General features: G+C 61.4%; 26 protein-coding genes and 1 rRNA gene. 1 reads left to right on the top strand and 26 read right to left on the bottom strand.

The features are described from left to right. The 22 genes from BMX94_RS09650 to BMX94_RS09545 all read right to left on the bottom strand — a co-directional run. Positions 1 to 92, bottom strand: a 16S ribosomal RNA gene (locus BMX94_RS09650); the annotation flags it as partial. Between the two features lie 300 nt (positions 93 to 392). Then, entirely contained in the window at positions 393 to 1,796 is a 1,404-nt protein-coding gene (locus BMX94_RS09645; protein ID WP_091005957.1) for a phosphohexomutase domain-containing protein, read from the bottom strand. Then, positions 1,789 to 2,685, bottom strand: coding sequence for a UTP--glucose-1-phosphate uridylyltransferase (locus BMX94_RS09640; protein ID WP_091005955.1), 897 nt, complete (start codon positions 2,683 to 2,685; stop codon positions 1,789 to 1,791). Before BMX94_RS09640 ends, BMX94_RS09645 begins: the two co-directional genes overlap by 8 nt. A gap of 179 nt (positions 2,686 to 2,864) precedes the next feature. After that, on the bottom strand, positions 2,865 to 3,293 hold the full coding sequence (locus BMX94_RS09635) for a metal-dependent transcriptional regulator (RefSeq protein ID WP_091005954.1): 429 nt from the start codon (positions 3,291 to 3,293) through the stop codon (positions 2,865 to 2,867). 67 nt (positions 3,294 to 3,360) lie between these two features. Next, on the bottom strand, positions 3,361 to 4,587 hold the full coding sequence (locus BMX94_RS09630) for an LCP family protein (RefSeq protein ID WP_091005952.1): 1,227 nt from the start codon (positions 4,585 to 4,587) through the stop codon (positions 3,361 to 3,363). Positions 4,588 to 4,620: 33 nt separating this feature from the next. Further along, positions 4,621 to 5,907 carry a UDP-N-acetylglucosamine 1-carboxyvinyltransferase gene (gene murA, locus BMX94_RS09625; RefSeq protein WP_091005950.1) on the bottom strand — a complete coding sequence of 429 codons (1,287 nt, stop codon included), beginning with the start codon at positions 5,905 to 5,907 and terminating at the stop codon, positions 4,621 to 4,623. 57 nt (positions 5,908 to 5,964) lie between these two features. Next, positions 5,965 to 6,384 carry an ATP synthase F1 subunit epsilon gene (gene atpC / locus BMX94_RS09620; RefSeq protein ID WP_091005949.1) on the bottom strand — a complete coding sequence of 140 codons (420 nt, stop codon included), beginning with the start codon at positions 6,382 to 6,384 and terminating at the stop codon, positions 5,965 to 5,967. An 8-nt stretch (positions 6,385 to 6,392) separates the two neighbouring features. Beyond that, on the bottom strand, positions 6,393 to 7,883 hold the full coding sequence (gene atpD, locus BMX94_RS09615; protein ID WP_091005948.1) for a F0F1 ATP synthase subunit beta: 1,491 nt from the start codon (positions 7,881 to 7,883) through the stop codon (positions 6,393 to 6,395). After that, positions 7,883 to 8,800, bottom strand: coding sequence for an ATP synthase F1 subunit gamma (gene atpG, locus BMX94_RS09610; RefSeq protein WP_091005946.1), 918 nt, complete (start codon positions 8,798 to 8,800; stop codon positions 7,883 to 7,885). The genes atpD and atpG overlap by 1 nt, the downstream gene beginning before the upstream one ends. Before the next feature lie 6 nt (positions 8,801 to 8,806). Then, positions 8,807 to 10,477, bottom strand: a complete 1,671-nt coding sequence (gene atpA, locus BMX94_RS09605; RefSeq protein WP_091005972.1) for a F0F1 ATP synthase subunit alpha — start codon at positions 10,475 to 10,477, stop codon at positions 8,807 to 8,809. Between the two features lie 20 nt (positions 10,478 to 10,497). Beyond that, positions 10,498 to 10,971 carry a F0F1 ATP synthase subunit delta gene (locus BMX94_RS09600; RefSeq protein ID WP_091005944.1) on the bottom strand — a complete coding sequence of 158 codons (474 nt, stop codon included), beginning with the start codon at positions 10,969 to 10,971 and terminating at the stop codon, positions 10,498 to 10,500. Beyond that, positions 10,961 to 11,569: a F0F1 ATP synthase subunit B gene (gene atpF, locus BMX94_RS09595; protein WP_091005942.1), complete on the bottom strand. Its 609-nt coding sequence runs from the start codon at positions 11,567 to 11,569 to the stop codon at positions 10,961 to 10,963. The genes BMX94_RS09600 and atpF overlap by 11 nt, the downstream gene beginning before the upstream one ends. A 43-nt stretch (positions 11,570 to 11,612) precedes the next feature. Continuing rightward, positions 11,613 to 11,807, bottom strand: a complete 195-nt coding sequence (atpE, locus tag BMX94_RS09590; RefSeq protein ID WP_091005940.1) for an ATP synthase F0 subunit C — start codon at positions 11,805 to 11,807, stop codon at positions 11,613 to 11,615. Positions 11,808 to 11,895: 88 nt separating this feature from the next. Further along, positions 11,896 to 12,696: a F0F1 ATP synthase subunit A gene (gene atpB / locus BMX94_RS09585; protein WP_091005939.1), complete on the bottom strand. Its 801-nt coding sequence runs from the start codon at positions 12,694 to 12,696 to the stop codon at positions 11,896 to 11,898. 450 nt (positions 12,697 to 13,146) lie between these two features. After that, positions 13,147 to 13,425 (bottom strand): hypothetical protein, encoded by a 279-nt coding sequence (locus tag BMX94_RS09580; protein WP_091005938.1) that lies wholly within the window; start codon positions 13,423 to 13,425, stop codon positions 13,147 to 13,149. Position 13,426: 1 nt separating this feature from the next. Beyond that, positions 13,427 to 14,071: a uracil phosphoribosyltransferase gene (gene upp, locus BMX94_RS09575; protein ID WP_059052418.1), complete on the bottom strand. Its 645-nt coding sequence runs from the start codon at positions 14,069 to 14,071 to the stop codon at positions 13,427 to 13,429. A 56-nt stretch (positions 14,072 to 14,127) separates the two neighbouring features. Then, complete coding sequence (gene glyA / locus BMX94_RS09570; RefSeq protein WP_091005936.1) at positions 14,128 to 15,381, bottom strand: serine hydroxymethyltransferase; 1,254 nt, start codon at positions 15,379 to 15,381, stop codon at positions 14,128 to 14,130. Between the two features lie 67 nt (positions 15,382 to 15,448). Continuing rightward, complete coding sequence (gene rpiB / locus BMX94_RS09565) at positions 15,449 to 15,922, bottom strand: ribose 5-phosphate isomerase B (RefSeq protein WP_072355532.1); 474 nt, start codon at positions 15,920 to 15,922, stop codon at positions 15,449 to 15,451. Positions 15,923 to 16,097: 175 nt separating this feature from the next. Then, entirely contained in the window at positions 16,098 to 16,733 is a 636-nt protein-coding gene (locus tag BMX94_RS09560; protein ID WP_072355533.1) for an L-threonylcarbamoyladenylate synthase, read from the bottom strand. A gap of 106 nt (positions 16,734 to 16,839) precedes the next feature. Continuing rightward, positions 16,840 to 17,934, bottom strand: a complete 1,095-nt coding sequence (locus BMX94_RS09555; RefSeq protein WP_286160083.1) for a N5-glutamine methyltransferase family protein — start codon at positions 17,932 to 17,934, stop codon at positions 16,840 to 16,842. Between the two features lie 448 nt (positions 17,935 to 18,382). Then, entirely contained in the window at positions 18,383 to 19,450 is a 1,068-nt protein-coding gene (prfA, locus tag BMX94_RS09550) for a peptide chain release factor 1 (RefSeq protein ID WP_032110000.1), read from the bottom strand. 161 nt (positions 19,451 to 19,611) lie between these two features. Then, the gene (locus BMX94_RS09545; RefSeq protein WP_091005934.1) at positions 19,612 to 21,024 is read right to left on the bottom strand and encodes an NAD(P)/FAD-dependent oxidoreductase; all 1,413 of its coding nucleotides are present in this window, start codon (positions 21,022 to 21,024) and stop codon (positions 19,612 to 19,614) included. A 267-nt stretch (positions 21,025 to 21,291) separates the two neighbouring features. Here BMX94_RS09545 and cas9 point away from each other — a divergent pair, with 267 nt between their 5' ends. Next, on the top strand, positions 21,292 to 24,312 hold the full coding sequence (cas9, locus tag BMX94_RS09540; protein ID WP_091005931.1) for a type II CRISPR RNA-guided endonuclease Cas9: 3,021 nt from the start codon (positions 21,292 to 21,294) through the stop codon (positions 24,310 to 24,312). A gap of 47 nt (positions 24,313 to 24,359) precedes the next feature. Here the strand turns inward: cas9 and BMX94_RS09535 are convergent, their stop codons facing one another. Genes BMX94_RS09535 through cas1 form a run of 4 tightly spaced genes read right to left on the bottom strand, consistent with a single transcriptional unit; the run spans position 24,360 to position 26,155 of the window. Beyond that, positions 24,360 to 24,647, bottom strand: a complete 288-nt coding sequence (locus tag BMX94_RS09535; protein WP_091005929.1) for a type II toxin-antitoxin system RelE family toxin — start codon at positions 24,645 to 24,647, stop codon at positions 24,360 to 24,362. Next, complete coding sequence (gene relB, locus BMX94_RS09530; protein ID WP_091005928.1) at positions 24,644 to 24,871, bottom strand: type II toxin-antitoxin system RelB family antitoxin; 228 nt, start codon at positions 24,869 to 24,871, stop codon at positions 24,644 to 24,646. Before relB ends, BMX94_RS09535 begins: the two co-directional genes overlap by 4 nt. Positions 24,872 to 24,928: 57 nt before the next feature. Beyond that, entirely contained in the window at positions 24,929 to 25,252 is a 324-nt protein-coding gene (gene cas2 / locus BMX94_RS09525) for a CRISPR-associated endonuclease Cas2 (protein WP_218138482.1), read from the bottom strand. Between the two features lie 9 nt (positions 25,253 to 25,261). Continuing rightward, entirely contained in the window at positions 25,262 to 26,155 is an 894-nt protein-coding gene (cas1, locus tag BMX94_RS09520; protein WP_091005924.1) for a type II CRISPR-associated endonuclease Cas1, read from the bottom strand. Positions 26,156 to 26,472: the final 317 nt, after the last annotated feature.

Below are 26,472 nucleotides of genomic sequence, written 5' to 3'. Positions count from 1 at the left end.
CTCGCCCACCGAGGTGGGTCCGGCCGTTCGACTTGCATGTGTTAGGCGCGCCGCCAGCGTTCATCCTGAGCCAGGATCGAACTCTCCGTTCGGAGCGCCGCGCTTCGCGCGGCGTGACTCTCCAATGCGACGGATGTCCGGGTCCCACTCCAAGACCACGCTGATCTCGGACTTCACTGGAATCGACTCGGCGCCGTGCTCTCGCACGGCATTCGAGCATCGCTAGTCTGTCCTTCGTCGTCCGATCTCTCGGACACGGTATCCGGTTCTCAGGGTGCCCTGCGGCGCCATCCCGTGTGGGGCGCGGCGCCGCGCGAGGAAGTAATATACGCCCCCCGGGGACGGGTGGGAAGGGGGCGCGGGCGTCTCCACACACCCTCCACATGCGGGGCTCACGCCCCGGCGCGCACCATCCCGCACGAGGCGTCCAGGAGCCGGTCGCGCTCCCCCTCGGTGGGGGCCTCCGAGTACACCCTCACCACGGGGTCGGACCTGGACGGGCGCATGAGGACCCAGGAGCCGTCGTCGAACTGGAGGCGCAGGCCGTCGGCGTGGCTGACCTCGACGGGCCGGCGCCCGGCCACGGAGCCGGGGTTGAGGCCGGGCAGGACGTTGCGGAACGCCTGCGTGGCGGCGGGGTCGAGGCGCACGTCCCTGCGCGTGTAGCGCATGTGGCCGATCCTGTCGCCCATGCCGCGCACCAGGCGCCGCAGGGGCAGCCCGGAGGACGCCGCGAGCTCGGCGGCGAGCAGGCAGGACAGGAGGCCGTCGCGCTCGGGGAGGTGGGAGGGGAAGGAGAGGCCGCCGTATTCCTCGCACCCAAGGACCACATCGCCCTCGCGCATTTCTCTATATATACGTGAGAAGCCAACAGGCACAGAGGTAAGCGGGCAGCCCAGGCGCTCTGCCTGGCGCGCAATGCGCGCAGAGCACGTGAGCGTAACCACGACGCGTCCGAACTCGCCGCGGTTCTCGACCAAATGCCCAAGTATCAGCGGAGACAACTCGTGCGGCAGCAAGATGTCACCGTTCTCGTCAACAACCCCCGCTCGGTCACCATCGCAATCGAGGAGAAAGCCCATGTCAGCCCCGGTGGCGGAGACGGCCTCTTCGCACTCGTCAGCCCAAGGGTCGCACGGCTCGGGATGGAGTCCGCAAAAGTCCTCGCAGGGACCGGCGTGGATCTCCGTCACCTTGCAACCCAAACGGTCGAGCGCGGCAGAAAGCACTCCTGCCCCCGCGCCGTACATGGGGTCGACTACAACGCTCAGTCCTGCCGCTGCTATAGCTGGGCCATCAACGAGCGTGACTAGATCGTCGAGGTACGGGTCGACGAAATTCTCTGTCTGATAGTCTCCACTGTCCGCCGGAGGCTCCAGAGAGATGTGCTGCTCCACGGTATCGAGGAACTCGCGCGAGACGGGGCCACCATCCGCGCCGCGAACGATAAGGCCCCCATACTCACAAGAGCGCTCACTTGCCGTAAGCATGACCACGCCCACGGCATCGTCTCTCTTCGAGCAGCACCACGAGACACACGGCGTGGGGCACGGCCTGTCCGAGACAACTGACTTTAGTCCAAACGACGCAAGCACACTCGCAGCCACGCATGCATACTCTGCGGAGTTATGACGCGTATCGTAGCCAACGAGAACCGTGGCACCCGGGTGAGCCTCGGCCCAAAGAAGGCCGAGGGCATCGGCGACACGCCTTACGCCGACCTCATCGAAGCCGTCGTCCAGGCGCGCCTGCCAGCCGTCGGCGCCAAAGCGAATTATGTTGGGACGCCTATCCAACAGTCACATCACCAAGTGCCTCGCGGAATGCCTCCGCAGTCTGGGGGTTCTTGAGAGCCATGCGCGCATTGGTTGCCGCCCAGGCAGCAGGGGTACCGGTATCGCATCCCTCTGCAGGGTCAACCACCAACGCATACATCTCCTCCTCCTCGAGAAGACGCTGCATGGAATCGGTAAGCTGAATCTCGTTACCAGCACCCGGCGCTTGCGTGGCCAGGAGCTCCATGATGCGCGGCGAGAGGAGATAGCGCCCAACAATAAAGAGGTGCGAGGGCGCATCCTCGGGCTTAGGCTTCTCGACAAGGCCGGTCACCTTCCAAACGGCTCCCTCGTCCTCCTCGCCGCCCTGTGCCCCGTCAAGGTGACCCGTGCACTCACCGGCAATGATGCCGTAGCGGCTCACCTGATCTGCTGGCACTGGCGCAACGGCGATAACGGATGCGCCGTTGTGCTTGCGAGATACCTCGGCCATACGGACACACATCTGCTTGTCCGGCACGAAGTAGTCGCCGAGAAGCACAAAGAACCGCTCGTCGTCAATCTTGTCGGCGGCGCAGTGGACGGCATGGCCCAGGCCGCGCGGATTGTCCTGATAGACAAAGGAGACCGGAAGCGTTGAAGCTTCGTGGATGCGGTCTGCGGCCACGCCCTTGCCGCGCTTCCGCAGCATGGCTTCGAACTCCTCGTCAACGGAGAAGTACTGCTCAATCTGAGGCTTCTCACGCGAGTTCACAATCACGACCCCGTCGACCCCCTCGGGCTCGAGGGCCTCCTCAACAACGTACTGGAGGATTGGCTTGTCGAGCACAGGCAGGAGTTCCTTGGGCATGCACCTCGTAGCGGGCAGAAAACGCGTACCAAGACCTGCTGCCGGAATGATTGCCTTCATAATGCTAACGTTCCCTTCGGTAGTGGGCAGTTTGGCATAGTTCGCCAGTCACACCATACCCCCGCGCGCGTGCCATGCGCCCTGCCTTCTCTTAGCGGCAGTCGTCCGCCGGACGCGCGGCCCCATCCTGGGTTGTCATCACACGGTGCACACACCGAGTGCAGCACCTCGCCACAGAGCTAATCGGGGATAGTCACGCCCTGCTTTGCGAGATAGTCAATGAGGCGCGACATAGTGTCGGCAGAGAGGACATGCTCCATAAGGCAGGCCTCCTCATCTGCCCGCTCGGCCTCTACGCCAAGGTCGGCCTCGAGAAATGCGCGCAGGGCGCGGTGGGCGCGCCACACGATGGCAGCGTATTTTTTGCCCTCGGGCGTGAGTGTTACCCTTCCATACCGGCTCTGGTTGACCATGCCCTCTTCCTTGAGCATGGAGAGCGCCTTGTTCACGCTGGCCTTTGACACGTCAAGCTGCTCGGCAACGTCCACCGAGCGAACGCTCTCGTCAGGCTCGCCCGACTCTTTGGACAGCCTGTATATTGACTCGAGGTAATCCTCGCCCGCCCTTGTGAGGGCGTGATCGTGGTTTCCGTCACCCGTTAGAGCCATGAGATATCTCCCCCATCTTGCTATACGCGGCCCCGCCGCGTGTCCTGGAGTCATTATCCCCAAGTAATCAATTCTTTGGCGCCGAGGCGGACGAGGAGATCGAAGAATCGGCAGACCGCGTGGATGTGGCTGTCGTCGTGGTAGGCGTCGAGGCGCTCGCGTTGGTGCTGGTGCTGGCAGAATCATCCGCTACGCCATCCGAGCTTGAAGATGCGGAACCTTCGTCGGTATAACCATACTGATCCTCGTCAAGGGAGGAGGGGTCTTCTCCCGCATCGATGGCCTTCATCATATCGGTGAGGGCATCCCAGTCGGCGACAACATAGGCAACTCCATCGACATCCTTGGGTTCGGACGGAACGTAGGCCGTGTAGATGTCATTCTCGGTGTCCATGCCCACCATCTCGGAAGCAAGCGCCACGATGTCAGAAACCGAGAGATCCGTGCTAATGACGTCTGCGGTTGCGTCGACCAGGCTCACGATCTTGGTAGGATCGTCGGTCGCCAGCAGCTGATTGAGCATGGCCCTGATGAAGGTGCGCTGGTGACGCATGCGCGTGTAGTCACCATCGGGAAAGTGGCGGCACCTGCAGTAGAAGAGAGCCTGTGCGCCATTGAGCGTCTGGACGCCAGGCTGAAGCTCGGTCACGTCGTCGAAATTCTCGGTGTCCTTCATGTGCTGGTCAACGTCAACCGTCACACCGCCCATTGCGTCGGTGAGGGTCGAAAGGCCGTCGAAGGCAATCTCGGCGTAGTGCGAAATCTGCACGCCGCACTTATCGCTCACGATCTGCACCATCCCGGCAGCGCCATCGTAGGTGTGGACCCCGTTGATCTTCATGGTCGTGCCCTTCCACTCGACCATGGTGTCGCGGGGAATCGAAAGGAGCGTCATGCGCTTGTTGGGAGGGTCGATGCGGGCGAGGATGATGGTGTCGGCGCGGTAGTCAGTCTCGCCTGGTCGGCCGTCCGTACCAAGGAGCAGCACGTAGTAGGGGTCGTTTGGCTCGGCAGGGGTGTTGTCGTCTGAGGAGCTGGCTAGGCTCTGCTGAAGCTCGGGGGTAATGACCTGTCTATTGTTCATGCGGTTTTGAACGCCATTAATCCAGAGGGCAGCCGCCGTGCCTCCGCCGACAAGAACCACCACAAGCGCTATGGCAATCCCTCGCAGGATGTTCCTGCGCGTTGTGCGCTTGCGTCGCTTACTGCTATAGCGCTCGACGTTGGTGCGGCTGTACTCATTGGGCGCATCGACACGGGAGCCGTTCTCCTCTGTCTTCATGTGCTTGCTCATCAGCCGCTCCGCATTCTTTCCGCGAGAAGGGACCTAGTCCCTAATCGCATCCTCGTCGTCGGGAATCGTGTCCCTCTCCGCCTTGGCGCCCAGCGAGACAAGCTTGCTCACAAAGCCCTCGTAGCCACGCTCGATGTGGTGAATGGCAGAGACGGTTGTGACGCCGTCTGCCACAAGACCCGCCATGACAAGCGCCGCACCTCCACGGAGGTCGGGCGACTTCACCTGCGTACCCGAGAAGCCCGGCACGCCGTGCACGATGGCGTGGTGCCCCTCGATGGTGATATCTGCTCCCATGCGCTGGAGCTCGCTCGCGAACATGAATCGGTTCTCGAAGACGTTTTCGGTGATAACGCAGGAGCCCTTTGCCAAGGCGAGAAGGCACATGGTCTGTGCCTGCATGTCTGTGGGGAAGCCCGGGAAAGGAAGCGTCTGGATGTCAGTGGGGAGGATTGGTCCCTCGCGCCAGACCGTGCAGCCATGAACGTCGCGCTGCACGGTGATGCCCATCTTCTCGAACTTCTTGAGCACAAGCCCGAGGTGAATGGGGTCAAACCCGTTCACGGTGACAGGCTTGCCGCACAGGCCACCAATGGCAAGGAAGGTACCCGCCTCGATGCGGTCCCCCACCACGGTATGCGTAACGGGATGAAGCTCCCCCACTCCTTCGACCTCAATGACGGGCGACCCCGCGCCGCGGATGTTTGCGCCCATCTCGTTAAGCATGTTTGCCAGGTCCACGATCTCGGGCTCGCGCGCAGCATTGTCGATGATTGTAGTGCCCTTGGCGTGCACCGAGGCCATCATGAGGTTCTCGGTAGCTCCCACGCTCGCAAAGGCAAGCGTGACCGTATTGCCCGTGATCCCGTTGGGTGTGGTGGCGTGGATGTTACCGTGCTTCACGTCAAATTGAACGCCCAGCTCCTCAAGGCCAAGGATGTGCATGTCAATCTTGCGTGCGCCGATGTTGCAGCCACCGGGCATGGCAACGACAGCCTTGCCAAAGCGCGAGATGAGCGGACCAAGAACCGCAGTTGAGGCACGCATCTGGGCGACCAGCTCGTAGGGGGTCTCCCACTTGTCCACATTCGAGGTATCAATGACGAGCGTGTGCTTATCCAACACGTCAATGGTGGCGCCGAGGCGCTTGAGGACCTTGCCCATAACGTGGACGTCCGCGATATTGGGGACGTTCTTCAATGTGGTGACGCCTGGCGCCATGATGGTAGCCGCCATGAGCTTGAGCGCTGAGTTCTTGGCTCCCTCTACCGTGACCTCACCAGAAATGGCGTGCCCGCCCTCGACTTTGATGACGTCCATGTTCCTCCTGCATACAGCAGGCGACCCCGCTTTCGCGGGGCCGCCTGGGTCTTAGTTCTACTTGTGCTCCGCCGCTTCTTTGAGCAGTAGATTACACCACTTGACCTTGTTCTCCCAATACGCGCGGCGCCCATCGCCCTCATCGAGGCCGTTCAGCGTGTCGAGCGCGGTATCGCGGGTCTCGCGAACAACGTCTGGCTCGATGTCGTCCGAAAGACGAGCGTGGTCCGCCAGGATGATGACGCCCTTCTCGTCAATCTGGGCATAACCGCCCGAGATGACAACCTTAGTGGTGCCGCCGCCGTCCTCCTCACGGAGGTGCAGCCGAACCACGCCATCGCCCAGCGAGCAAATCTCCGGCGCATGGCCGGGCCATACGCCAAGCTCGCCGGAGTGGGCGACAAGGATGAGGCTCGCAACGGGCCCCTCGAACAGCAGCCTGTCCGGGCGGACGAACTGACAATTGAGCTCGGCCATGTGTCTACCTAGCCCTCGGTCTTCTCGGAGGTAGCCTGCTGCATCTTCTTGGCGCGCGCACGCACGTCATCGATGTTGCCGGCAAAGCGGAATGCCTGCTCGGGAATGTCATCGCACTTGCCATCAATGATCTGGGCGAAGGAGCGGACGGTCTCATCCACGGTGCAGTACACGCCGGGGACACCGGTGAACTTCTGGGCCACGTGGAAGTTCTGCGAGAGGAACTGCTGAACCTTGCGGGCACGAGAAACCGTGAGCTGCTGCTCCTCGGAGAGCTCGTCCATACCAAGAATGGCGATGATGTCCTGAAGATCGGAGTACTCCTGAAGAATCTCCTGCACCTTCATGGCAACGCGGTAGTGCTCCTCGCCCACAATGGACGGGTCAAGCGCAGAGCTCGAGCTGGCCAGCGGGTCCACTGCCGGGTAGATGCCAAGCTCGGTGATGGCACGCGAGAGAACCGTGGTGGCATCGAGGTGCGTGAACGTGGTTGCAGGCGCGGGGTCGGTGAGGTCGTCGGCAGGGACGTAGACGGCCTGGACCGAGGTGATGGAGCCCTCCTTGGTGGAGGTGATGCGCTCCTGCAGCTCGCCCATCTCGGTTGCCAGCGTAGGCTGGTAGCCAACGGCAGACGGCATACGGCCGAGAAGAGCCGAGACCTCGGAGCCCGCCTGCGAGAAGCGGAAGATGTTGTCAATGAAGAGCAGGACGTCCTGGCCCTGGTCGCGGAAGTACTCGGCGGTGGTGAGACCGGCAAGGGCGACGCGCATACGCGCTCCAGGCGGTTCGTTCATCTGGCCGTAGACCAGGCAGGTCTTGTTGATGACGCCAGACTCGCTCATCTCGAGGTAGAGGTCGGTGCCCTCACGGGTACGCTCGCCGACGCCGGTGAACACGGAGGTGCCGCCGTGCTGCTGGGCAAGGTTGTTGATAAGCTCCTGGATGAGGACCGTCTTGCCAACGCCAGCGCCGCCAAAGAGGCCGGTCTTGCCACCGCGGACATAGGGCTCGAGAAGGTCGATGGCCTTGATGCCGGTCTCGAAGATCTCGGTCTGGGTGGTAAGCTCGTCGAAGGCGGGCGCTGGGTGGTGTATGGGGTAGTACTGGACGTCGTCGGGGACGGGCTTGCCGTCGACCGGCTCGCCCATGACGTTCCAGACACGACCAAGGGTCGAGGGGCCAACGGGCATCATCATGGGGTGCCCGGTGTCCCTGACGCGCAGGCCGCGCTGAAGGCCGTCGGTGGACGACATGGCTACGGTGCGGACGACGTCTCCAGCAAGCTGGGACTCGACCTCGAGCACCGTTTTCACTCGTCCGATGGGCGTATCGTCGTCGACGAGAAGCGCCGTATAGATCGAAGGCACCCTGTCGTCGAACTTGACATCGACAACAGGCCCGACGATACGGACGATGCGTCCCTCGCCGACGCTCTTGTTGAGCTTGTTGTAGGTGGCCTCCTCAAGCAGGGTGCGCACCTGTTCGGTGGTTTCTGCCATTAGTAGCTGTCCTCCAATGCAGCCGCACCGCCAATGATCTCGGTCAGCTCGGTGGTGATGGCGCCCTGGCGCTCGCGGTTATACGTGCGGCCGAGCGAGCTCAGGACCTCTTTCGCGTTGTCGGTGGCCGACTGCATGGCACGACGACGGGCGGCGTGCTCGGCTGCGGCCGAATCGAGAAGCGCGTGGAAGATGACTGTCTTGATGTAGGCGGGCATCAGGTACCCCAGGACCTCCTGCGCGGAAGGCTCGAAGGAGTAGTCGGAGTAGAACTTGTGGTCGACCTCCGAGAGGGCCTCCTTGGTACGGGGCGCGTTGGGCATCATGAGCTTCTCCTGCGTGACCGGCAGGAGCTGCTCGGTGACCTGTGTCTGGTCGACGCGGTTCTTTGCGTGCCAGTAGCACAGCACGACACGGTCGATGCGGCCCGAGGCGTAGGCATCCATCACGTACGTGGCGATGCGATCCGCCTCGTCCTGGTTTGGCTCAGAGGAGATCCCAACGAATGACATGACCGGCTTCACCTTGCGGAAGGTGAAGTACTCGGTAGGCTTCCTGCCACAGGTGATGACCTCAGACGAGACGCCCTTCTCCTTAAGCTCGGCCATCTCTCGCTCGACCGCACGCTGCTGGAGCAGGTTAAAGCCGCCAGCAAGCCCGCGGTCGGACGCAACGAGGATGAACAGGACGTTCTTCTCGGACGAGCGGCCGCGGAGCAGAGGCTGGGAGTCATCGAAGCCGGCGCTCGCAACGTTCGCGAGCATATTGGTGATGGCTTCCTTGTACGGTGTAGCCTCGTCCGCCCTCTTGAGCGCCGAGCGGATGCGCGCAGTGGAGATCATCTCCATGGTGCGCGTGATCTGCATGGTGCTCTTGATGGAGGACATGCGCCGCTGTATTTCGCGAAGGTTGGCCATCGCTCGCTACTCCTGGCCCTTCTCCGCGTCCTGGCCGGGCACCGCCACGTTCTCGGGGGCCTCGGTCTTCTCAGCGGCGTGCTCGACGTCGCGTGCCTTGGCCTTGTTGGGGTGCTCGAGCATGAACTGGGCCTTGTAGTGCGTGATGTGCTCCTTGAGTCGACGCTCCTGGTCCTCGGAGATCTTGCCCTCGAGGAGCGAGGCGCGCAGCGCAGGGTGCTTCTCGGCCATGTACTTGGCAAGCCCGTCGCGGAACAGGCTCACGTGGTTGAGGTCGATGTCGTCGAGGAAGTCCTCCTTGCCGGCGAAGACCGAGATGATCTCGTCGGGCGCGGCCAGAGCGGCAAAGCGACCCTGCTTGAGGAGCTCCATCATGTGCGCACCGTGGTTGAGCTGGTACTGCGTGGTGGCATCGAGGTCGGAGCCAAACTGCGCAAACGCCTGCTTGTCGCGGTAGGCAGCAAGGTCAAGGCGCAGCGTACCGGCAACCTGCTTCATAGCCTTGTACTGGGCGTCGCCACCAACCCTGGAGACCGAGATGCCCACGTCCACAGCGGGGCGCTGGCCCTGGAAGAACAGGTTGGTCTGCAGGTAAATCTGGCCATCGGTGATGGAAATCACGTTGGTCGGGATGTAGGCGGAGACGTCGCCCTCCTGCGTCTCGATGATGGGGAGTGCCGTGAGCGAGCCGCCGCCGTTCTCGTCGGACAGCTTGCAGGCGCGCTCGAGGAGACGCGAGTGCAGGTAGAAAATGTCGCCAGGATATGCCTCGCGTCCAGGTGGACGGTGCAGCGTCAGCGACATCTGACGGTATGCAACGGCCTGCTTGGAGAGGTCGTCGTAGACCACGAGAACGTGGGCGCCGGGGTGCGTGGCGTCAGCGGGGTTGCCGTTAGCGTCGTTGTACATGAAGTACTCGCCGATAGCAGCGCCGGCCATGGGTGCAATGTACTGCAGCGGCGCAGAGTCGGCTGCGGTAGCGGCAACGATGACCGTCTTGTCGAGGACACCGTGCTGGGCCAAAGACTCCCTGATCGTGGCGACCGTCGAGGCCTTCTGGCCAACGGCCACGTAGATGCAGAGCATGTCCGTGTCACGCTGGTTCACGATGGTGTCGATGGCAATGGCGGTCTTACCCGTCTTGCGGTCGCCAATGATAAGCTCGCGCTGGCCACGGCCAATGGGCACCATGGCGTCGATGGCGAGAAGACCGGTGAGCACGGGCTCGCAGACCGGCTGGCGAGCCATGATGCCGGGGGCCTTGAACTCGATGGGGCGTCGGTGCGTGGAGTCGATGGGACCAAGTCCGTCGATGGGCTGGCCCAGGGGGTTCACCACGCGACCGAGCATGGCGTGACCCACGGGGATGTCCATGACGCGGCCGGTTGTACGGCACTCGTCACCCTCCTTGATGGAGTCAACGTCACCGAAGAGGACGGCGCCAACCCTGTCCTCCTCGAGGTTCTGTGCAAGACCGTAGACGCTGTGGCCCGTCACAGAGCTCGTAAACTGCAGAAGCTCGCCTGCCATTGCGGTCTTGAGACCCGAAATGTACGCGATGCCGTCGCCCACCTGCGTGACGACCGACGCCTCCTGGCGGTCGACCGTAGCATTGATGGCCGAGAGCTGCTCGCGCAGGGTGCTCATGATGCGCTCAGAGCTAATCGACGAGTCAATCGTAGCCTGCTCGTTTTCTGTCACTGCTCTTCACCTCCGATGAATGCTGAGGAGAGCGTCTTCCTGATGTGCGAGAGCTGGGCGCGCACGGAAGCATCCATGCGCTTGCCACGCGCCTCGAGAAGAACTCCGCCAAGGATGCTTGGGTCAACGCGCTCGACGAGATAGACGGGTGCGTTGAGCAGCTTCTCGGCCTGGGTGCGGACCTTGTCGCGCAACGCGTCGTCCATGGGAACGGCCGTGGTGACGGTGACCGAAACGGTCTTGTCCTCGCTATCCAGGAGTTCCTTGTACCTCTTGGCAACCTGATCAATGAGGTCTGCATCATCCTCGGCCTGCATGGCCGAGAGAGTCTCCAGCACCTCGGGCGAGAACTTCTTGGCATGTTGCCACTGCACCAGGTCGGCGTTTGCGCGGCCCTCTTGACGAGCCGCATCGAGCAGGGCCCTGGTGTAGGCCTCCGCCTTCTCTTCCTCGGGCTGCTTAATGCTCATCGGGGGCACTCACTTCCGCGAGGTACTTCTCAGCAAGCCTACGCTGCTGATCCTCGGTAAGGTCGTTGCCAATGATCTTGCTCGCGATCTCGACGGAAAGGTCGACGACGGAGTTCGAGAGCTCGATCGTGGCCTTGCGGCGCTCGGAATCGACAGCGCCATGCGCCTTTGCAATGATGTCAGCCGCCTCGTGCTGCGCCTTGGCAAGAATCTGGGAGCGCTCCTCCTCGGCCTCCTTCTTGGCCTCAGAGATAATCTCCTCTGCCTTGCGGTTGGCGTCGACGAGCTTATCCTCGTAGCTCTGGGCCTCAGCAGCCGCCTTTGCCTTTGACTTCTCGGCGGAGTCCAGGTCATCCTGGATTTTCTGCTGACGCTTCTCCATCATCCCCAGAATCGATGGCCAAGCGAGCTTGGCCATGATGAGCCAGATGACAAGGAAAGCGATGAGCGCGGGGATGAACTCCGCGGGCTTTGGCAGAAGGAGATCAGGGCCGCTGGGACTTTCGGCGAGGGCGACGGTGGGCAGTGAGAGGACCGTGCCTAGCATGAGACCAGCGACGGTCGCAATGCGCGCGCTCCCCTTCATGTTCCTGTTCATACGTCCCTCCAACTCAGCTTGTATGACGTGTTGTTCCATACCTCTAGGAGGCAATCAGCGTCACGACGAAGCCGATAAGGGCAAGCGCCTCGACGAATGCGGAGCCCAGAATGAAGACTGTGAACAGACGACCCTGGACCTCAGGCTGACGCGCCATCGACGTGGTTGCGCCGTAGGCAGCAAGGCCGATACCGATGCCGGCGCCAATAACACCGAGACCATAACCAATGACTCCCACGATTCCTCCTTTGTCACTCGCCTGGACCAGGCGAACTCTGACGTCGTGCTATGCAGAAGCGGTCGTGTTCCGCTTGTTGCCTAAGTAGCTACTCTTCCTCTTCCACGAGCTGGATGTAGACAGCCGAGAGCAGGGTGAAGACATATGCCTGGATGACGGCCACCAGAATCTCGACCAGGTAGATAACGATGAGGATGAGAACCCAGAAGACCGAGACGGCCGCTCCGCCAAGCGCTGCCACCGAGAAGCTCTGAAGCAGCGGCTCGAAGAAGAGCGACGCGAGAATGGCGAACGTACCCATGACCACGTGCCCGGCGAACATGTTGCAGAAGAGTCGGACGGCCAGGGTGATGAGGCGCAGGAACGTCGAGAAAAGCTCGATGATCCACACCATGATGGTCATGGGAAGGGGCAGGCCCTTGGGAGCGAAGCTCTTGAGGTACCCGAGCACGCCCAGGCGCTTGATGCCCACGGCGATGAAGTAGACAAACGAGACGAGGGCGAGCGCCGCAGTGACGCCCATGGTGCCGGTACCGGGATGGCAACCAGGAATGATGCCCACGATGTTGTTGAAGAGGATGAAGAAGAACAGGGCCGCGATGAACGGGAAGTGCTTCTTCCAAGTGTCGCCCAGGATGGACTTGCACATGTCGTCACGGGTGAACTCAACGAGGTACTCCATACCGTTCACGAAGAAGCCCTGCGGGACGAGGCTTTGTGCCTGCTTCTTCTTGAACACGAACATGACAACAAAGAGCAGCGCGATGGCGACGAACATCCAGAAGATGTACTGGGTGAGGCCAACCGTGGTGTCTCCGACGACGGCATGGCTCATGAAGCCGTCGAGCAGCTCGTCCATCGCGTCGGGCAGCTTGGAAAGCGCGTCCACTATTCGTCCTTCCTTCCACACTTCGTCCCCGAACAACCGAGAAGCAACCTTCCGATATGCCCCTTGGCTGCGCGCACGAATCCTATTCTACCCACTCCATGCAGGGATTCATTCGCGTCTCCCGTGTATGGCAACGAGCAGAGCCCCGCATTTGCGACCCCCAAGCGCGCCCCTTCGCAAGGCGAAGCTTCGGTTGTTCAAAAAGCAAGGACGGATATTAGCACTTTGGGAGTACCTGGGAATCAAGTTCAGACTATTTTTTGAACAAGGTTCAATAAGTAACTCTCTTTGTCGCAGCTAACTGGGAATTCTTGTGACTCAGCCCCCGTACTCCCATTCTTTTGGTCTGCTGCAGCATCATCAAATTTGCACGGATGGCACAAATCGCACACTACCGCAGGGTTCCCGAGGCACTACCTAGGTACTACCAAAGGAGTATCCCGGAACACCCTATTTATGCGGGCTTCTCCGCCACGAGACAAGCCCCGCAACGGTCACAAAAGCAAGAAATGAGAGAGCCGCCGCGCCGCCGAACGGTAGCGTGGCAGTGGGGTTTGCCAGGTGAACGGCAAGCACAACGAGCTGAATCCCAAAGAACGAGGCCAAAACGCTTCCCAGGCCCGCCGCCACAGAGGGTCTGTTCTTGCTCGCCGCCTGATAGAGCACAAAAAGGACGGGCGTGGCAGCGAGAAGACCCACTGCCACGCCCAGAACGATCCAGAGCGCCATGCTACTTGGTGCCGTAAATGCGGTCGCCAGCGTCACCCAGGCCGGGCAGGATGTAGGCGTTCTCGTTAAGGCACCTGTCGACCGAGCACGTGTAGAGACGAACATCGGGGTCGTAGTCGAGGACGGCCTTCACACCTTCGGGGCAGGACACGATGGTGAGGCAGCGGATGTCCTTCACGCCGGCCTCGCGGAGGAACTGGATTGCCGCCGTAAGCGAGCCGCCCGTGGCGAGCATGGGGTCAACCACCAGGCAGGTGCGGTTCTCAACGTCGGGCGGGAACTTGCAGTAGTACTGGTGGGGAATGTGGGTCTCGGGGTCGCGATACATGCCCACGTGCCCCACGCGCGCCGAGGGGACGAGGGTGAGGATGCCGTCCACCATGCCCAGACCGGCGCGAAGGATGGGGATGATGGCAACCTTCTTGCCGGCGATGCGCTTGCAGGTGGTCTTCTCGAGCGGGGTCTCAACCTCGACGTCCTCGAGCGGAAAGTCGCGCATGGCTTCGTAGCCCTCGAAGATTGCAAGCTCGGTCACGAGCTCGCGGAACTGCTTGGTACCCGTGTCCTTGTCCCTCAGGATACTCAGCTTGTGCTGGACCAGAGGGTGATTGACGACCGTAAGCCTGCTCTCGTCGTAATCTGCCATGTGCATCCCTTCTCGTATTGAGACAAAGGGACAGTCCCTTTGTCTCATTCAGCTCGCTAGAGCTCTGGATAGAGGGGGTGGGCCTGCAGGAGCTCCTTGACCTCGCCGGCAACGCGCTCCTGCGCGACGGCATCACCGAGGTTGGTCACGACGTCGCCGATGAGCTCGCCGATGCGCTCGCACTCGGCCTCGCCAAAGCCGCGGGTGGTTGCCGCCGCAGAGCCCACGCGAATGCCGCTCGTGACGAAGGGCGAGCGCTGCTCGCCGGGGATGGTGTTCTTGTTGACCGTGATGCCCACGGCGTCGAGCGCAGCCTCGGCATCGCGACCAGTCACGTCACCGGCGGGCGTGAGATCAACGAGGAGCAGGTGGTTGTCGGTGCCGCCGGTCACGAGCCTCAGGCTGCGGGACTCCATGCCGCGACCGAGCGCCTTGGCGTTGGCGAGAATGGCATCGGTGTAGGCGGCGAACTCGGGCTGCAGCGCCTCGCCAAAGGCGACGGCCTTGCCGGCGATGACGTGCTCGAGCGGTCCGCCCTGCGTCCCCGGGAAGACCGACGAGTTGATCTTCTTCGAGATGGCGGGGTCGTTGCAGAGGATGATGCCGCCACGCGGGCCGCGCAGGGTCTTGTGCGTGGTGGAGGTCACGACGTCGGCATAGGGCACGGGCGAGGGGTGGCGGCCAGTGGCAACGAGGCCGGCGATGTGTGCCATGTCGACCATGAGCGCCGCGCCGTTGTCGTGTGCGATCTGCGCGAAGCGCTCGAAGTCGATGGTGCGCGGGTAGGCAGAGGCGCCGGCGATGATGAGCTTGGGCTGGTACTTCTCGGCCTTTGCCGCCACGTCGTCGAAGTCGATGCGCTCGGTCTCGGGGTCGAGACCATAGGAGACGACGTTGTAGAGCTTGCCCGAGAAGTTCGCGGGCGAGCCGTGGGTGAGGTGGCCGCCGTTGTCGAGGGCCATGCCCATGATGGTGTCTCCCGGCTTGGCGAAGACCGCCTCGGCGGCGTAGTTTGCCTGGGCGCCCGAGTGAGGCTGGACGTTTGCGAAACCAGCGCCAAAGAGCCTCTTCACACGGTCGCGCGCGAGGTTCTCGACCTCGTCGACCGCCCAGCAGCCGCCGTAGTAGCGGTGGCCCGGAAGGCCCTCTGCGTACTTGTTGGTGAGCGGGGACCCAACGGCCTCCATCACAGAGAGCGAGACGAAGTTCTCGGAGGCGATGAGCTCGATGGAGTTGCGCTCTCGCGTGAGCTCGTCGCCGATGGCGGAGGCAAGCTCGGGGTCGGTGGCGCTCAGGTGCTCGAGGTACATGGCATTCTCCTTCTTGGGCCGGATGGTCCGCGACAACGATGGCTGGCAGATGGTTACTACATGCGTGCTACAGGCCGAACTCCTCGGGGACGCCGGTGAACGCCGGATCGTCCTCGCGCATGATCTTCTCGACGCGGGCGGCATGACGTCCGCCGGCGAACTCGGTGGTGAGGAAGGTGTCGACGATCTGCTCGTTTGTCTCGAGCGAGACGAAGCGGCCCGAGAGGCCTATGACGTTGGCATTGTTGTGCTCGCGAGCAAGCTGGGCGAACTGGACCGTCTGGACCGGCGTGGCGCGGATGCCGGGGACCTTGTCGGCCGTCATCGAGATGCCAAGACCGGTGCCGCAGATGACAACGCCGCGCTCGGCCTTTCCGGAGGCGACATAGCGGCCAACCTTGTCGCCAAAGTCCGGGTAGTCGCAGCGCTCGCCCGATCTTGGGCCAAGGTCGATGACGTCGTAGCCCTCCTCGCGGAGGTGCCGCACGATGGGCCCCTTCTGATCGAAGCCAGCGTGGTCAGAGGCAATGGCAACGCGCATGGAGGCTCCTCTCTGCTCTGCGTGGACGCCCGCGCGGGACACCCTGTCTAGAGGATAGCGCGAGGGGACGCGCTGCGCGGCAACCATTCGTCCATGCGAAACACGCCTTTGCGAAACGTTGCGAAAACGGCAACTTCTTTGGCTGCCGGAGAGAGGGATTGAGCGCCGAGAAGGCCTAGACCTCCGCAACGCGCATGACGTCCTTCTCGGCAATCGCGCCCTCGCGAAGGACGCGGGGGACGGACCCCGTGCAGTCCACGATGGTGGACGCCACCGCGATGGGCGCAGGGCCGCCGTCAAGGGTGAGGTCTACGGCGTCGACTATCTGGGGCTCGATCGAGGCGCCGGAGGTTGCCGACGGCTCGCCGTGCGTGTTTGCGCTGGTCTGGGCAAGGGGTCCCACGCGGCGGGCCAGCTCGCGCACAAGCTGGGAGTTGGGGCAGCGGAGTGCAACGGTGCCGGTTGGCGCAAGGTACTCCGCAGGAAGGGCATCCGTGGCGGTGACCACCAGGGTGAGCGCGCCCGGCCAGTAGGCATGGGCGAGGGCGAAGGCCCAGGAGGGAATGGTTGCCGCGAAGCGCAGAAGGTCCTCGGGGTCTGCCACGAACAAGGGGAGCGTCTGGGTGGCGGGACGGTTCTTGATGGCAAATATGCGCTGGTGGGCAGGGTTGCCTGTCGTCGCCGCGCACACGAGGCCGTAGACGGAATCCGTGGGCGAGACAATCACGCCACCGTTCTTGAGGATCTCGGCCGCGGCGTCAAGCGCCTCCGCCGAGGGGTTGTCCTGGCTTGCCTGCATCACACGACCCATGGTTTCTCCTCCTGTTTGACGTGGCTTGCGCCGGAATGACCGGCGCGCGGCAGGCCACCGCGATGTCTGGGCGGGCGTCGGCTTTACCCCCCCGCAGGTCGACATCCTACCCCTCGCGCATGGCGACAAGGACGCGAGGACGGTGCGTGAGGTCTTCTCGCACCTCGGCGCTAGCCCAGCCGCCCTGGGCGCGCACAAGCTCGGCAGCGGTTCCCACGTTGTCCTCGAAGAGCTCACAGCAGAGCATGCCGCCTGGCGCCAGCGCCTGCGGCGCCAGCTCGAGGATGCGCCGGAAGACGTCCAGGCCGTCCTCGCCACCGTCGAGCGCAAGACCCGGCTCGTAGCCGATGACCTCCTGCGGAAGTGTGGGCACCACGGCAGAGGGGATGTACGGCGGGTTCGAGACCAGCACCGAGAAGGTGCCCATGAGGTCCGGGTCCACAGCGGAGGCCAGATCGCTCTCGACCACGGTGACCGCATTCTCGAGACCCAGGGCATCGCGGTTGCGCGTTGCAAGCGCCACGGCCTGGGACGAGAGGTCCGTGGCCACCACGCGGGTACCGGAGCGCTCGCTCGCGATGGAGAGCGCGATGCAGCCGGTACCGGTGCCAATCTCGAGCACGCGGCAACCGGGTTCCACCAGCACCGGAGGCTCGGCGGGTTCGGCCGGGTCGGCGGGTTCGGCCGGGTCGGTGGGTTCTGCCGGCTCGGCGTCCGACTCGGCGGAGGCACTTTTCTCGAAAGATGCGCCGCCCGAAGGCGAGGCGCCCTTGACATCCTCGCCCACGGCCTTGTTCTTGGTCGACTCGGGGACCTCCCCAAGAATTGCCGGGAAGGTTACCGGGGCAGCATCCACCCCCTCGAGAGCGGCATCGACGAGGACCTCAGTCTCGGGACGCGGGATAAGCACACCGCGCTCGCAGTGCAGCACGATGTGGCGGAAGGGCATCTCGCCGGTCACGTACTGCAGGGGCTCTCCGCGGCCCCGTCGAACCACGGCATCGTGCATGGCATCGAGCTCGGCCGGGGTGAGCGGCTTGTCGAAGTTCATGTAGATCTGAACGCGAGAGAGCCCTGTGACGTCGCTTATCAGCCACTCCGCAGAGAGACGCGGGTGCTCGTCGCCCTTGCGCTCGAGGTACCCGCGCGTCCACTCAAGCATGCGCTTGACGGTCCAGGTCTCCTGTCCAGTTTGGGACACTCTTCCTCCCTGATCGCGTGTTAAGTCCCCGAATCATAGCGCAACGAAGGAAAAGGGCCAGACGGGGACCCCTCTTGCCGCCTACGGAGGATGCGCGTGCACAGAATTTGCGGTTGCCGGTCCATTTTTGGCGAATCGCCGAGTACGATAGCTCTAACTTTTTGCGGAACCGCAGGTAGGGAAATGGCACTAGCGGGGTGATACTAGGCGAAACCCTGAAAAACGACCGGCAACCGCAAATTTTGGGCAGAGCAGCAGGACGCAACAATGTTATCCGCTCAGGTTCCCACCGGCTGCTGTCCGCGAAGGCACACGACCAAAGACAGGGTCTTGCTGGCCGTGCTGGGCATGCGCCCCACACACAAAGCGCGCCAGCAGACTCGGTCCAGCTGGCACGCAAGTTGATGCTCTTTGATACGAAACTTCAGAGGGAGTGGGAGCCTCCGCCTTACACCGCCTGCGCGAGCTTCTCGGCGCGGTCTGCCGCTGCAAGGGCGTCAATCACGGTGCCCAGCTGGTCGCCGAGAAGCACACCGTTGTACGTAGAGTTGAAGCCGATGCGGTGGTCCGTGACGCGGTCCTGCGGCTGGTTGTACGTGCGGATCTTCTCGGAGCGGTTGCCATGGCCAATCTGCGAGAGACGCTCGGCGCCCTGCTCGGCCTGCTGCTTCTCGAGCTCGGCCTCGTAGAGGCGGGCGCGCAGCATCTGCATGCAGACCTCGCGGTTCTGGATCTGAGAGCGCTGCTCCTGCGACTGCACCACCGTGTTGGTGGGGATGTGCGTGATGCGCACGGCCGAATAGGTCGTGTTGACGCCCTGGCCGCCAGGACCGGACGAGCAGTACGTATCGATGCGCAGGTCCTCGGGCTTAATCTCGATGTCAATCTCGTCGGCCTCGGGCAGCACCGCGACGGTGGCCGTTGAGGTCTGGATGCGGCCCTGGCTCTCGGTCTTGGGCACGCGCTGGACGCGGTGGACGCCACTCTCGTACTTCATGACGGAGTAGACCTTCTCGCCCGTAACTTTGAACTCGATGGTCTTGAAGCCGCCTGCCTCGCCGGGGCTGGCGTCGAGGACCTCGGTCTTCCAGCCGCGAGACTGAGCGAAGCGCTGATACATGCTAAAGAGGTCGCCGGCAAAGATGGCCGCCTCGTCGCCGCCCACGCCGGCGCGAATCTCGACGATGGTGTCCTTCTCGTCGTTGGGGTCACCGGGAATGAGCATGTACTTGACGTCTTCCTCGAGGGCGGGAAGCTTGGACTCATTATCGGAGATGTCTGCCTGGAGCATCTCCTTCTCCTCGGCGTCGGACGCCTCGTGGAGCATCTCCTTGGCGGCCTCGATGTCATCGAGGGCCTGGAGGTACTCGCGCGCCTTGGCCACGAGGGCGGCCTGGTCGGCGTGTTCCTTTGCGATGCGCGCGTACTCCTTGGGGTCGGAGACGACGGCCGGGTCGACCATCTTCTGCTCCAGCTCCTCGTACGCGGCAATAATCTTCTCGAGCTTGTCGCGCATGGCAGTTCTCCTTGCAGGTGGGCCGCGGCGCACGATGGACGTGCGGTGACGCGACATGATTAGTCAGCATTGCAAAGTCTACCACCGCAGGGGTGTTTCGATTCAGCCGGGCGCGCCCCACACGCGCGACGCACATGAGACAAAGGGAAACTCCCTTTGTCTCATCGGTCGGCGAGCTTCTCGCCCATGAGCAGGCCCATCACCGAGGCCATCATGAGGCCGCGGGTCCAGCCAGAGGAGTCGCCCAGGCAGTGGAGGTGCTGGACGTTGGTGTCGAAGTTCTCGTCCATCTGGACGCGGTTGCTGTAGAACTTGACCTCGGGCGCGTAGAGCAGCGTCTCGTAGGAGGCAAAGCCCGGAACCACGCGGTCGACGGCCTTGATGAACTCGATGATCTCGACCATGGGGCGCATGGGCATGGCGGCGGTGATGTCACCAGCCTCGGCGTCAGGGAGCGTGGGCACCACGTTGGACTGCGCAAGCTCCTTGGGCCAGGTGCGCTTGCCGTCGAGAATGTCGCCAAAGCGCTGCACCAGGATGTGGCCGGCGCCCAGCATGTTGATGAGCTCGCTAACGCGCTGCGCGTAAGCAATGGGCTGGTTGAAGGGGTGCTTGAAGTTAAGCGTGCAGAGCACCGCCACGTTGGTGTTGGGGCTCTTGCGGTCCTTGTACGAGTGGCCGTTCACCACTGCCAGGCCACCGTCGTAGTTCTCCTGGCTCACAAAGCCGCCGGGGTTCTGGCAGAAGGTGCGCACCTTGTTCTTATACGGATTGGGATAGCCGATGAGCTTCGACTCGTAGAGCACGTCATTCACGCGCTCCATGACCTCGTTGCGTACCTCCACGCGAACACCCACGTCAACGGGGCCCGCCACGTGTCCAATACCGTGCTCCTCGCACATAGAATCGAACCAGCTGGCGCCACGACGACCCGTGGCGACGATCGTCTCTCCGGCAACGACGCGCGTCTCGCCGTCACGGTTGCGCACCACAAGGCCACGGCACACGCCATCCTCGATCACGACCTCCTCGCACTCGGTCTCGAAGAGGATGGTCACACCGGCGTCAAGCAGGTGCTTCTCGATACGCGCATAGAGCTCCTGGGCCTTCTCGGTGCCAAGATGGCGGATGGGGCAGTCCACGAGCTTGAGACCCGCGCTAATGGCGCGGCGGCGAATCTCCGCAACCTCGTCGGCGTGGCCAAGGCCCTCGACGTGCGGGTCAGCGCCAAAGTCGAGGTACATCTGGTCGACGCGGTCGATGGTCTCCTGCGCGAACTGGTGGCCGATAAGTTCGGGCAGGTCGCCGCCCACCTCGCGCGAGAGCGAGAGCTTCCCGTCGGAGAAGGCGCCGGCGCCCGAGAAACCCGTGGTGATGCGGCACGGCTGGCAGTGGACGCAGTGGCCCACCTTGGCCTTGGGGCAGCTACGCCGCTCGACGGGCAGGCCCTTCTCGACGATGGTGATGGAGCGCGTGTCGCCCTTGCCGAGAAGGCCCAGCGCAGTGAAGATGCCGGCCGGACCAGCGCCGACAATCGCGACGTCCGTGTGGATGGTGGTGGTTGTGTCTGCCATGTTTTCCTTGTTCCTCTCCGCGAGGGGCCCGTACCGTGGGCGCGTCCTTCTCGCGTGGTTCATTGTGCCCCATTTGGTGCGGAAATCTTAGCCTCGGCGTCATTGTGACAAACCACGGCTTCGCCCGGTAACTCCGCCCTTTTCGAAGCGAAGCCTTCCATCAATGGGCCATCTGCCGAGAAGCCCGTATTGGAGCCTCGTGCGCTCCTATACTTTGGAAATCATCAAACATCCATTTCCAAACTCTAAGCGATCAGAGGAGCGCCCATGGAAGCCAACCGTCCCTATTTGGTTCTCGGGCTTGACCCCGGCATTGCCAGCTGTGGTTTTTGCCTTTTGGACATGACGAACCACAAGATTCTCGAGATGGGCTCCCACCTCTTTGACGCACCGCAAGAGGCCAAAACCAAGACTAGCCTCGCCGTTACGCGACGCAACGCCCGAAGCGCCAGGCGCAACACGCTTCGCACGGCAACTCGCATGAAGCATTGTCTTGCACTTCTCAAGGGCGCGGACCTTGTTCCGGAAGACGCAGACAAAGCCTGGCTCCAAAGCAAGAAGGGCGATAAGCCCATTCTCAAGCTCCGCGCCAACGGGCTCGACCGCAAACTTGCAGACCGCGAGTTTGCCCAAGTGCTGTATTCACTCTGTGGGCGCCGTGGATACATCCCGCACGGCGAGGGCCGCCTAGGCGAGACAGACGACGGAGAAGGCAGAAAGGTCCTCAGCGCCATCAAGGCAAACGAGGCAACCATGAAGAGAGGCAACTACCGCACCGTTGGTGAGATGCTTTATGCCAACCACGGGAAGTCGCGCAATCACGGCGGAGACTATTCCCTCTGCGTCAACAACTCGCAGATCAAGGACGAAGTACACGCGCTCTTTGCTGCGCAGCGCGCCCTAGGAAACTCCAAAGCTTCGGAAGGCTTTGAGAAGGACTACATCGACTGCCTTGAATGGGAGAAGAAGACCGTCGACCATGACAAACGTGTCTATGAGCTCGTTGGGGCCTGCCCATACTTTCCCGAAGAGAAGCGCGCCGCCGACGCTGACATCTCCTCTGAGCTCTGCCGCGCTTATGAGAGGTTGGGGCATATCGTCATTGTGCATGAGGACGGCTCCGAGCAGAACCTTACTCCCAATCAGATTGACGGCTACCTTGACGTGCTCTTCTCTCCCTTGCCGCTCAAGGGAAACAAGGAGTGCAAGGTCACGTACGGCATGATTCGCAAAGACCTTGATCTAAGCGGAAAGGACGTCTTCAAAGGCGTGGCGCAGGATGGCGAGAAGGGCGAGCCATTCTCGCCAAAATCGTGGCGTTGCCTACGCACGGCGCTGTATGAGAACCACGAGGACCTGCTCGTCCGCATGTTCAAAGATCGGGAGCTAGGAGATGACATCTGCGAAGCGCTGACCTTCGCCAGCACTGAGGCGAGCCTTGGCGAGCGGCTTGGCCTACTAGACCTCACCGACGATGAGCAGGCGGCGCTGTGCAGCAGCGTGCCGTTTACAGGCAAGCTCTTTAAGGGTTATGGAAGCCGCAGCCTCAAGGCTTTGGGAATCCTTCTCGGCGCCTTCGAGGAACCGGAGATTCGCACCCTTACGGATGCAGAAAGGGCAACGGGGCTTCTCGACCTACGCCTTGCTGACCGAGGCCTTCGCGACAATCTTCTGCCCAGTTACAGCAAGTACGACCCAACCTGCCGCAATCCCGTGGTCCTACGCGCCATGGGTCGCATGCGCCGCATCGTGAACTCCATTATTCGCATTCACGGTGTACCAGACGAGATTCACATTGAGCTTGGCCGCGACCTCAAGATGTCCAACAAGGAGAAGGCGACCGTTAGCAAGAACCAGCGAGCAAACGAAGCCGCAAACAAGAAGTGGGCAGCAAAGGCCGCCAGCATTCTCGGCTGCTCTCCCGAGGAAGTTCCGGGGCGTATCGTGCGAAAGCTCGCCATGCGAGAAGAACAGGGCGAGAAGGATGCATACACCGGAGCAGCCATTGATCTTGAGCACCTCGTACGAGACGATCGCTACTGCGAAATTGACCACATCCTCCCCTACTCGAGAACATGCGATGACAGCCGTGCCAACAAAGTGCTCGTGCTCTCCAAGAGTAACCAGGACAAACGCGAACGCACTCCATACGAGTGGATGACATCTGGAGAACCCGGCGCTCCTGATTGGGACGAGTATCGCAATCGGGTCATGGCCACGGTCAAGTACGCACGCAAGCGTGCCAACCTTCTCAACACCGACCTCGGCCCCAATGTGCAGGCTCAGTTCCTTGCTCGTAACCTCAATGACGATCGCTACATGTCCGTAGCCGTGAAGAACTACCTGGAGGACTGTTTGTTGTTCCCTAACGACGGTCGCAAGAAGCACGTCACCGCCGTTGCAGGAGGTGCAACTGGCAACCTTCGCTGGGTCTGGGGCCTCAACTTTGGACAGGGAAATACAAAAGACCGAGACGATGACAGACACCACGCCGTCGACGCGGCTATCATAGCCGCCTGCTCAGAGAGCACCGTCAAGAAGGTTGCCGAGGCAAGCTCGAAAGGCCGCGAAACATTCAAACATCTGCGCAAATCTCGCCTTTCCGACACACAGCCTTGGCCCACGTTCGCCGAAGAGATCGCCGCACGTCGTGCCTTCGTGGTGCCCACTCGCATGGTTAACCATGGCGTCACCGGACGTGTTTTTGAGGATACCCTCTACCACCTAGAAGGATTTACCAATGACAAGGGCAAGTATCCTCTGGTCAGAGCAGGCGAGAAGACCGCCAAGAAGGGCAACGTTCGCATCGGCCCCGGCGGTTCGGTCAAGCTGATCGATGGCATGGCATTCCTGCGGCTTTGGCTTGACCCAAACGCTCGGCCAAACGGCAAGGTCAAGGGAAAGTGGTACGCGGAGCCAGTTTACTATGCCGATATTCCCGCAATAAAGGCAGGGACGTACGTGCCAAGGGCATGCACCATCCACGTGGCGAGAAACGCATGGGAGCCGGTACCAGAATCAGCGATGCAGGGGGACCCGGTGGTCTTGTTTGCCGGAGATGTGGTTGAGGTTGACGGGCATATCGGAAGATATTCAAAATTTGACATCTCTGGTGGACGAATGACCATCCTAGGCCTTCTGACAAAAGCCGAGGTTGGGAATTGGCCCTCTCTTGGCTCCTGGGGCCGGGACACCCAAGTTCACGTCCTCCAAGAGGATTGCCTTGGTCACTGTTATGACGGCATAGTCATCGATCCAGACAATTCATCATTCCGGCAACGTGAATAAACCAAACGGGCCGGGAGCCACACCAACCAGACACGGCTCCCGGCCCGTCATAGTTCCTCAGGCAGATTCCTGTATACACCCTGCCTATGCCCAATCCGAACGACTTCTATGAGCAGCTTTCCCTCGTTGATTGTCGCCAGAATTCTGTAGCTACCAACCCTGTATCTCCAGCCATACTTTGTTCCCTTGAGCGCTTTGGAGCCAGGAATCGACTTGGGATTCTCGCAACTTGCGAGGTTGTCTTCAACCCATTTGAGAATCATTAACCGCTGTTTTTTCTCGATGGAGAGTAGCTCTTTTGCCGCGACACGCGACCACTCGACCTCATAGCTCATTCGGCTTCCATTGCCATGTGCTCGACTTCATCCATCGAGTAGCGCACGCCATCGTCTGCAGCCAAGGCATCTTCATATGCCTGACAGTCAGCAGCGTCTTCAACCATTTCAAGTGCTGCCTCGCGCACCACATCAGAGAACGTCCTGCCGACAAAATCGGCATACGCCTGAATCCAGGACTTCTCCTCCGGCTCGAAGCGGATGGTCGTTGCTTCCATTGCCATTGTCGTTCTCCTCCAATCGTATTTCGTCGTAATACGATTATACTCACGCGCGCTTTTCTAAAACGTGAGTGTAAGCTGAGGCCCAAGATCATCTGCCCGACTGACATTTGGCCGGCTATCTACGAGCACCTCTCGCCCCTCATATTGCTTTTCGGTAAGCGTGATGACGGTAACCGCACCGGCGATGGGCAAATTGGCTTTTAGCCTCTTGAGATGGGCGTCGGCACTGTCGCGAGAGAGCAGCACGCGAGAGTAGACACTGAACTGCTCCATGTGATAGCCGTCTTTTATGAGGAACTTCCGAAACTCCGCGTAGGACTTGCGCTCCTTCTTGCTGCCCGTAGGCAGGTCAAACAGCACCAGCATTCTCATGATTCTCATCATCGTTCCCTATTCCATACCTGCTTTTTCAAGCGGAATCACCACAGGCAGCTCGAGTAGAGTCGCATCGTTTGATTTCACCGCGGCTTTGAGCGACTCAAGCTCGTTCTCTATGGCAACTTGAACAGGGGCTCTACCCAGCGGAATGCTGACAAGGTACTCAAAAACCGATGCGAGCTCGCGCTTGCTCTCTGGCGTCAGGGTTCCTCCAAGGCCTCTCTGGATAACGAGCAGGTCAACAATTGGCCGGAACGGCTCGATAAGATCGTCAACCAAATTGAAGGCATTGAGGTTATTGCAGTGGTGGATACCCCGCGAAACGAGCCAACCACCACTCACGGCCGTACGGCCAATGCCCGCTCTAAGGACGGTGTAGCCATAATCGAGAGCAGGGGTAAGGGGCCCATTGCGACGACTGCCTTCCGGGAGGACCTTCTTGAAATAGACGCTCGCGGCAACGGACTCCCTATTCGACGTATCTCCCGATAGGACGTCCTTTGCCATTGCCCGTAGGGAAGAGCCATCCAAGCCAAGCAAATCGAGAACGGCGGCCTGATTCGATATCTTTGCTTTAACTATTCTCTGCCACAGGCGTTTCTGCATGGGTTTTGAGATTGCCAGTTGGTCATCGACAATCTCTGCATGCCTTGAATGCGCGCCCAGCGGAAGCAGGAGTCCATTGGGCATATGGTCATCTCCGCAAAACATGACTCCAATGCCAGCGTCTGAGAACTTGGAAAGTGCCGCCGTGGTTATCTGAGCTTGGTGAGTTTCGATGATAAGGGCCCAGATGTCTTCAAGGGGTATAAGTCCGCGCAGCTCCCCATGCTGGCTAATGGCAAGCGCATCATTTTTGATAGCGAGCGATGCGGCATTCTGAATACAAACAGTCCTCTTTGGCATGGCTTCTCACCTCACCGATGGGCTATAATTCTCTTGTCTAGCAAGGTTTTGTATCAACTGGGGAGTTGGAAGGAATCACGGCTAGACAAGGGAATCGCTTTTACGCGATTACCCGCAAGGTAAGCCCGTCAACACCCTTGGTGTCGGCGGGCGATCCTTTTTTCTGCGAACGGTTTTCAGAAAAAGGCCTCCGGGGAATGCTTTTGATTGTTTCATGTGCCACTTTTATTTCAACCAATACCAAAACACCCCCTGTTCGCAGGGGGTGTTTTGGTATTGGTATTGTACCAACTGGGGAATTGGAAGGCCGGCAAGAC

Origin of the sequence: Olsenella sp. KH3B4 (genome assembly GCA_900111695.1) — a bacterium.
In the GTDB taxonomy this organism is placed as follows: Bacteria; Actinomycetota; Coriobacteriia; order Coriobacteriales; family Atopobiaceae; genus Tractidigestivibacter.
The sequence above is the reverse complement of the archived record's forward strand: the minus strand, read 5'-3'. Positions and strand labels throughout refer to the sequence as shown.

Coding starts and splice junctions, on each gene's coding strand:
- BMX94_RS09600 (WP_091005944.1), bottom strand. CDS start 10,971: ATGAGCATTAAGCAGCCCGAGGAAGAGAAGGCGGAGGCCTACACCAGG.
- BMX94_RS09630 (WP_091005952.1), bottom strand. CDS start 4,587: ATGAGCAAGCACATGAAGACAGAGGAGAACGGCTCCCGTGTCGATGCG.
- prfA (WP_032110000.1), bottom strand. CDS start 19,450: ATGCGCGACAAGCTCGAGAAGATTATTGCCGCGTACGAGGAGCTGGAG.
- BMX94_RS09635 (WP_091005954.1), bottom strand. CDS start 3,293: ATGGCTCTAACGGGTGACGGAAACCACGATCACGCCCTCACAAGGGCG.
- rpiB (WP_072355532.1), bottom strand. CDS start 15,922: ATGCGCGTTGCCATTGCCTCTGACCACGCTGGCTTCGATCAGAAGGGG.
- cas9 (WP_091005931.1), top strand. CDS start 21,292: ATGGAAGCCAACCGTCCCTATTTGGTTCTCGGGCTTGACCCCGGCATT.
- glyA (WP_091005936.1), bottom strand. CDS start 15,381: ATGTACCTCGAGCACCTGAGCGCCACCGACCCCGAGCTTGCCTCCGCC.
- upp (WP_059052418.1), bottom strand. CDS start 14,071: ATGGCAGATTACGACGAGAGCAGGCTTACGGTCGTCAATCACCCTCTG.
- BMX94_RS09535 (WP_091005929.1), bottom strand. CDS start 24,647: ATGAGCTATGAGGTCGAGTGGTCGCGTGTCGCGGCAAAAGAGCTACTC.
- atpF (WP_091005942.1), bottom strand. CDS start 11,569: ATGAACAGGAACATGAAGGGGAGCGCGCGCATTGCGACCGTCGCTGGT.
- cas1 (WP_091005924.1), bottom strand. CDS start 26,155: ATGCCAAAGAGGACTGTTTGTATTCAGAATGCCGCATCGCTCGCTATC.
- relB (WP_091005928.1), bottom strand. CDS start 24,871: ATGGCAATGGAAGCAACGACCATCCGCTTCGAGCCGGAGGAGAAGTCC.
- atpG (WP_091005946.1), bottom strand. CDS start 8,800: ATGGCCAACCTTCGCGAAATACAGCGGCGCATGTCCTCCATCAAGAGC.
- cas2 (WP_218138482.1), bottom strand. CDS start 25,252: ATGAGAATCATGAGAATGCTGGTGCTGTTTGACCTGCCTACGGGCAGC.
- BMX94_RS09560 (WP_072355533.1), bottom strand. CDS start 16,733: ATGGGTCGTGTGATGCAGGCAAGCCAGGACAACCCCTCGGCGGAGGCG.
- atpD (WP_091005948.1), bottom strand. CDS start 7,883: ATGGCAGAAACCACCGAACAGGTGCGCACCCTGCTTGAGGAGGCCACC.
- atpC (WP_091005949.1), bottom strand. CDS start 6,384: ATGGCCGAGCTCAATTGTCAGTTCGTCCGCCCGGACAGGCTGCTGTTC.
- murA (WP_091005950.1), bottom strand. CDS start 5,907: ATGGACGTCATCAAAGTCGAGGGCGGGCACGCCATTTCTGGTGAGGTC.
- BMX94_RS09640 (WP_091005955.1), bottom strand. CDS start 2,685: ATGAAGGCAATCATTCCGGCAGCAGGTCTTGGTACGCGTTTTCTGCCC.
- BMX94_RS09545 (WP_091005934.1), bottom strand. CDS start 21,024: ATGGCAGACACAACCACCACCATCCACACGGACGTCGCGATTGTCGGC.
- BMX94_RS09580 (WP_091005938.1), bottom strand. CDS start 13,425: ATGGCGCTCTGGATCGTTCTGGGCGTGGCAGTGGGTCTTCTCGCTGCC.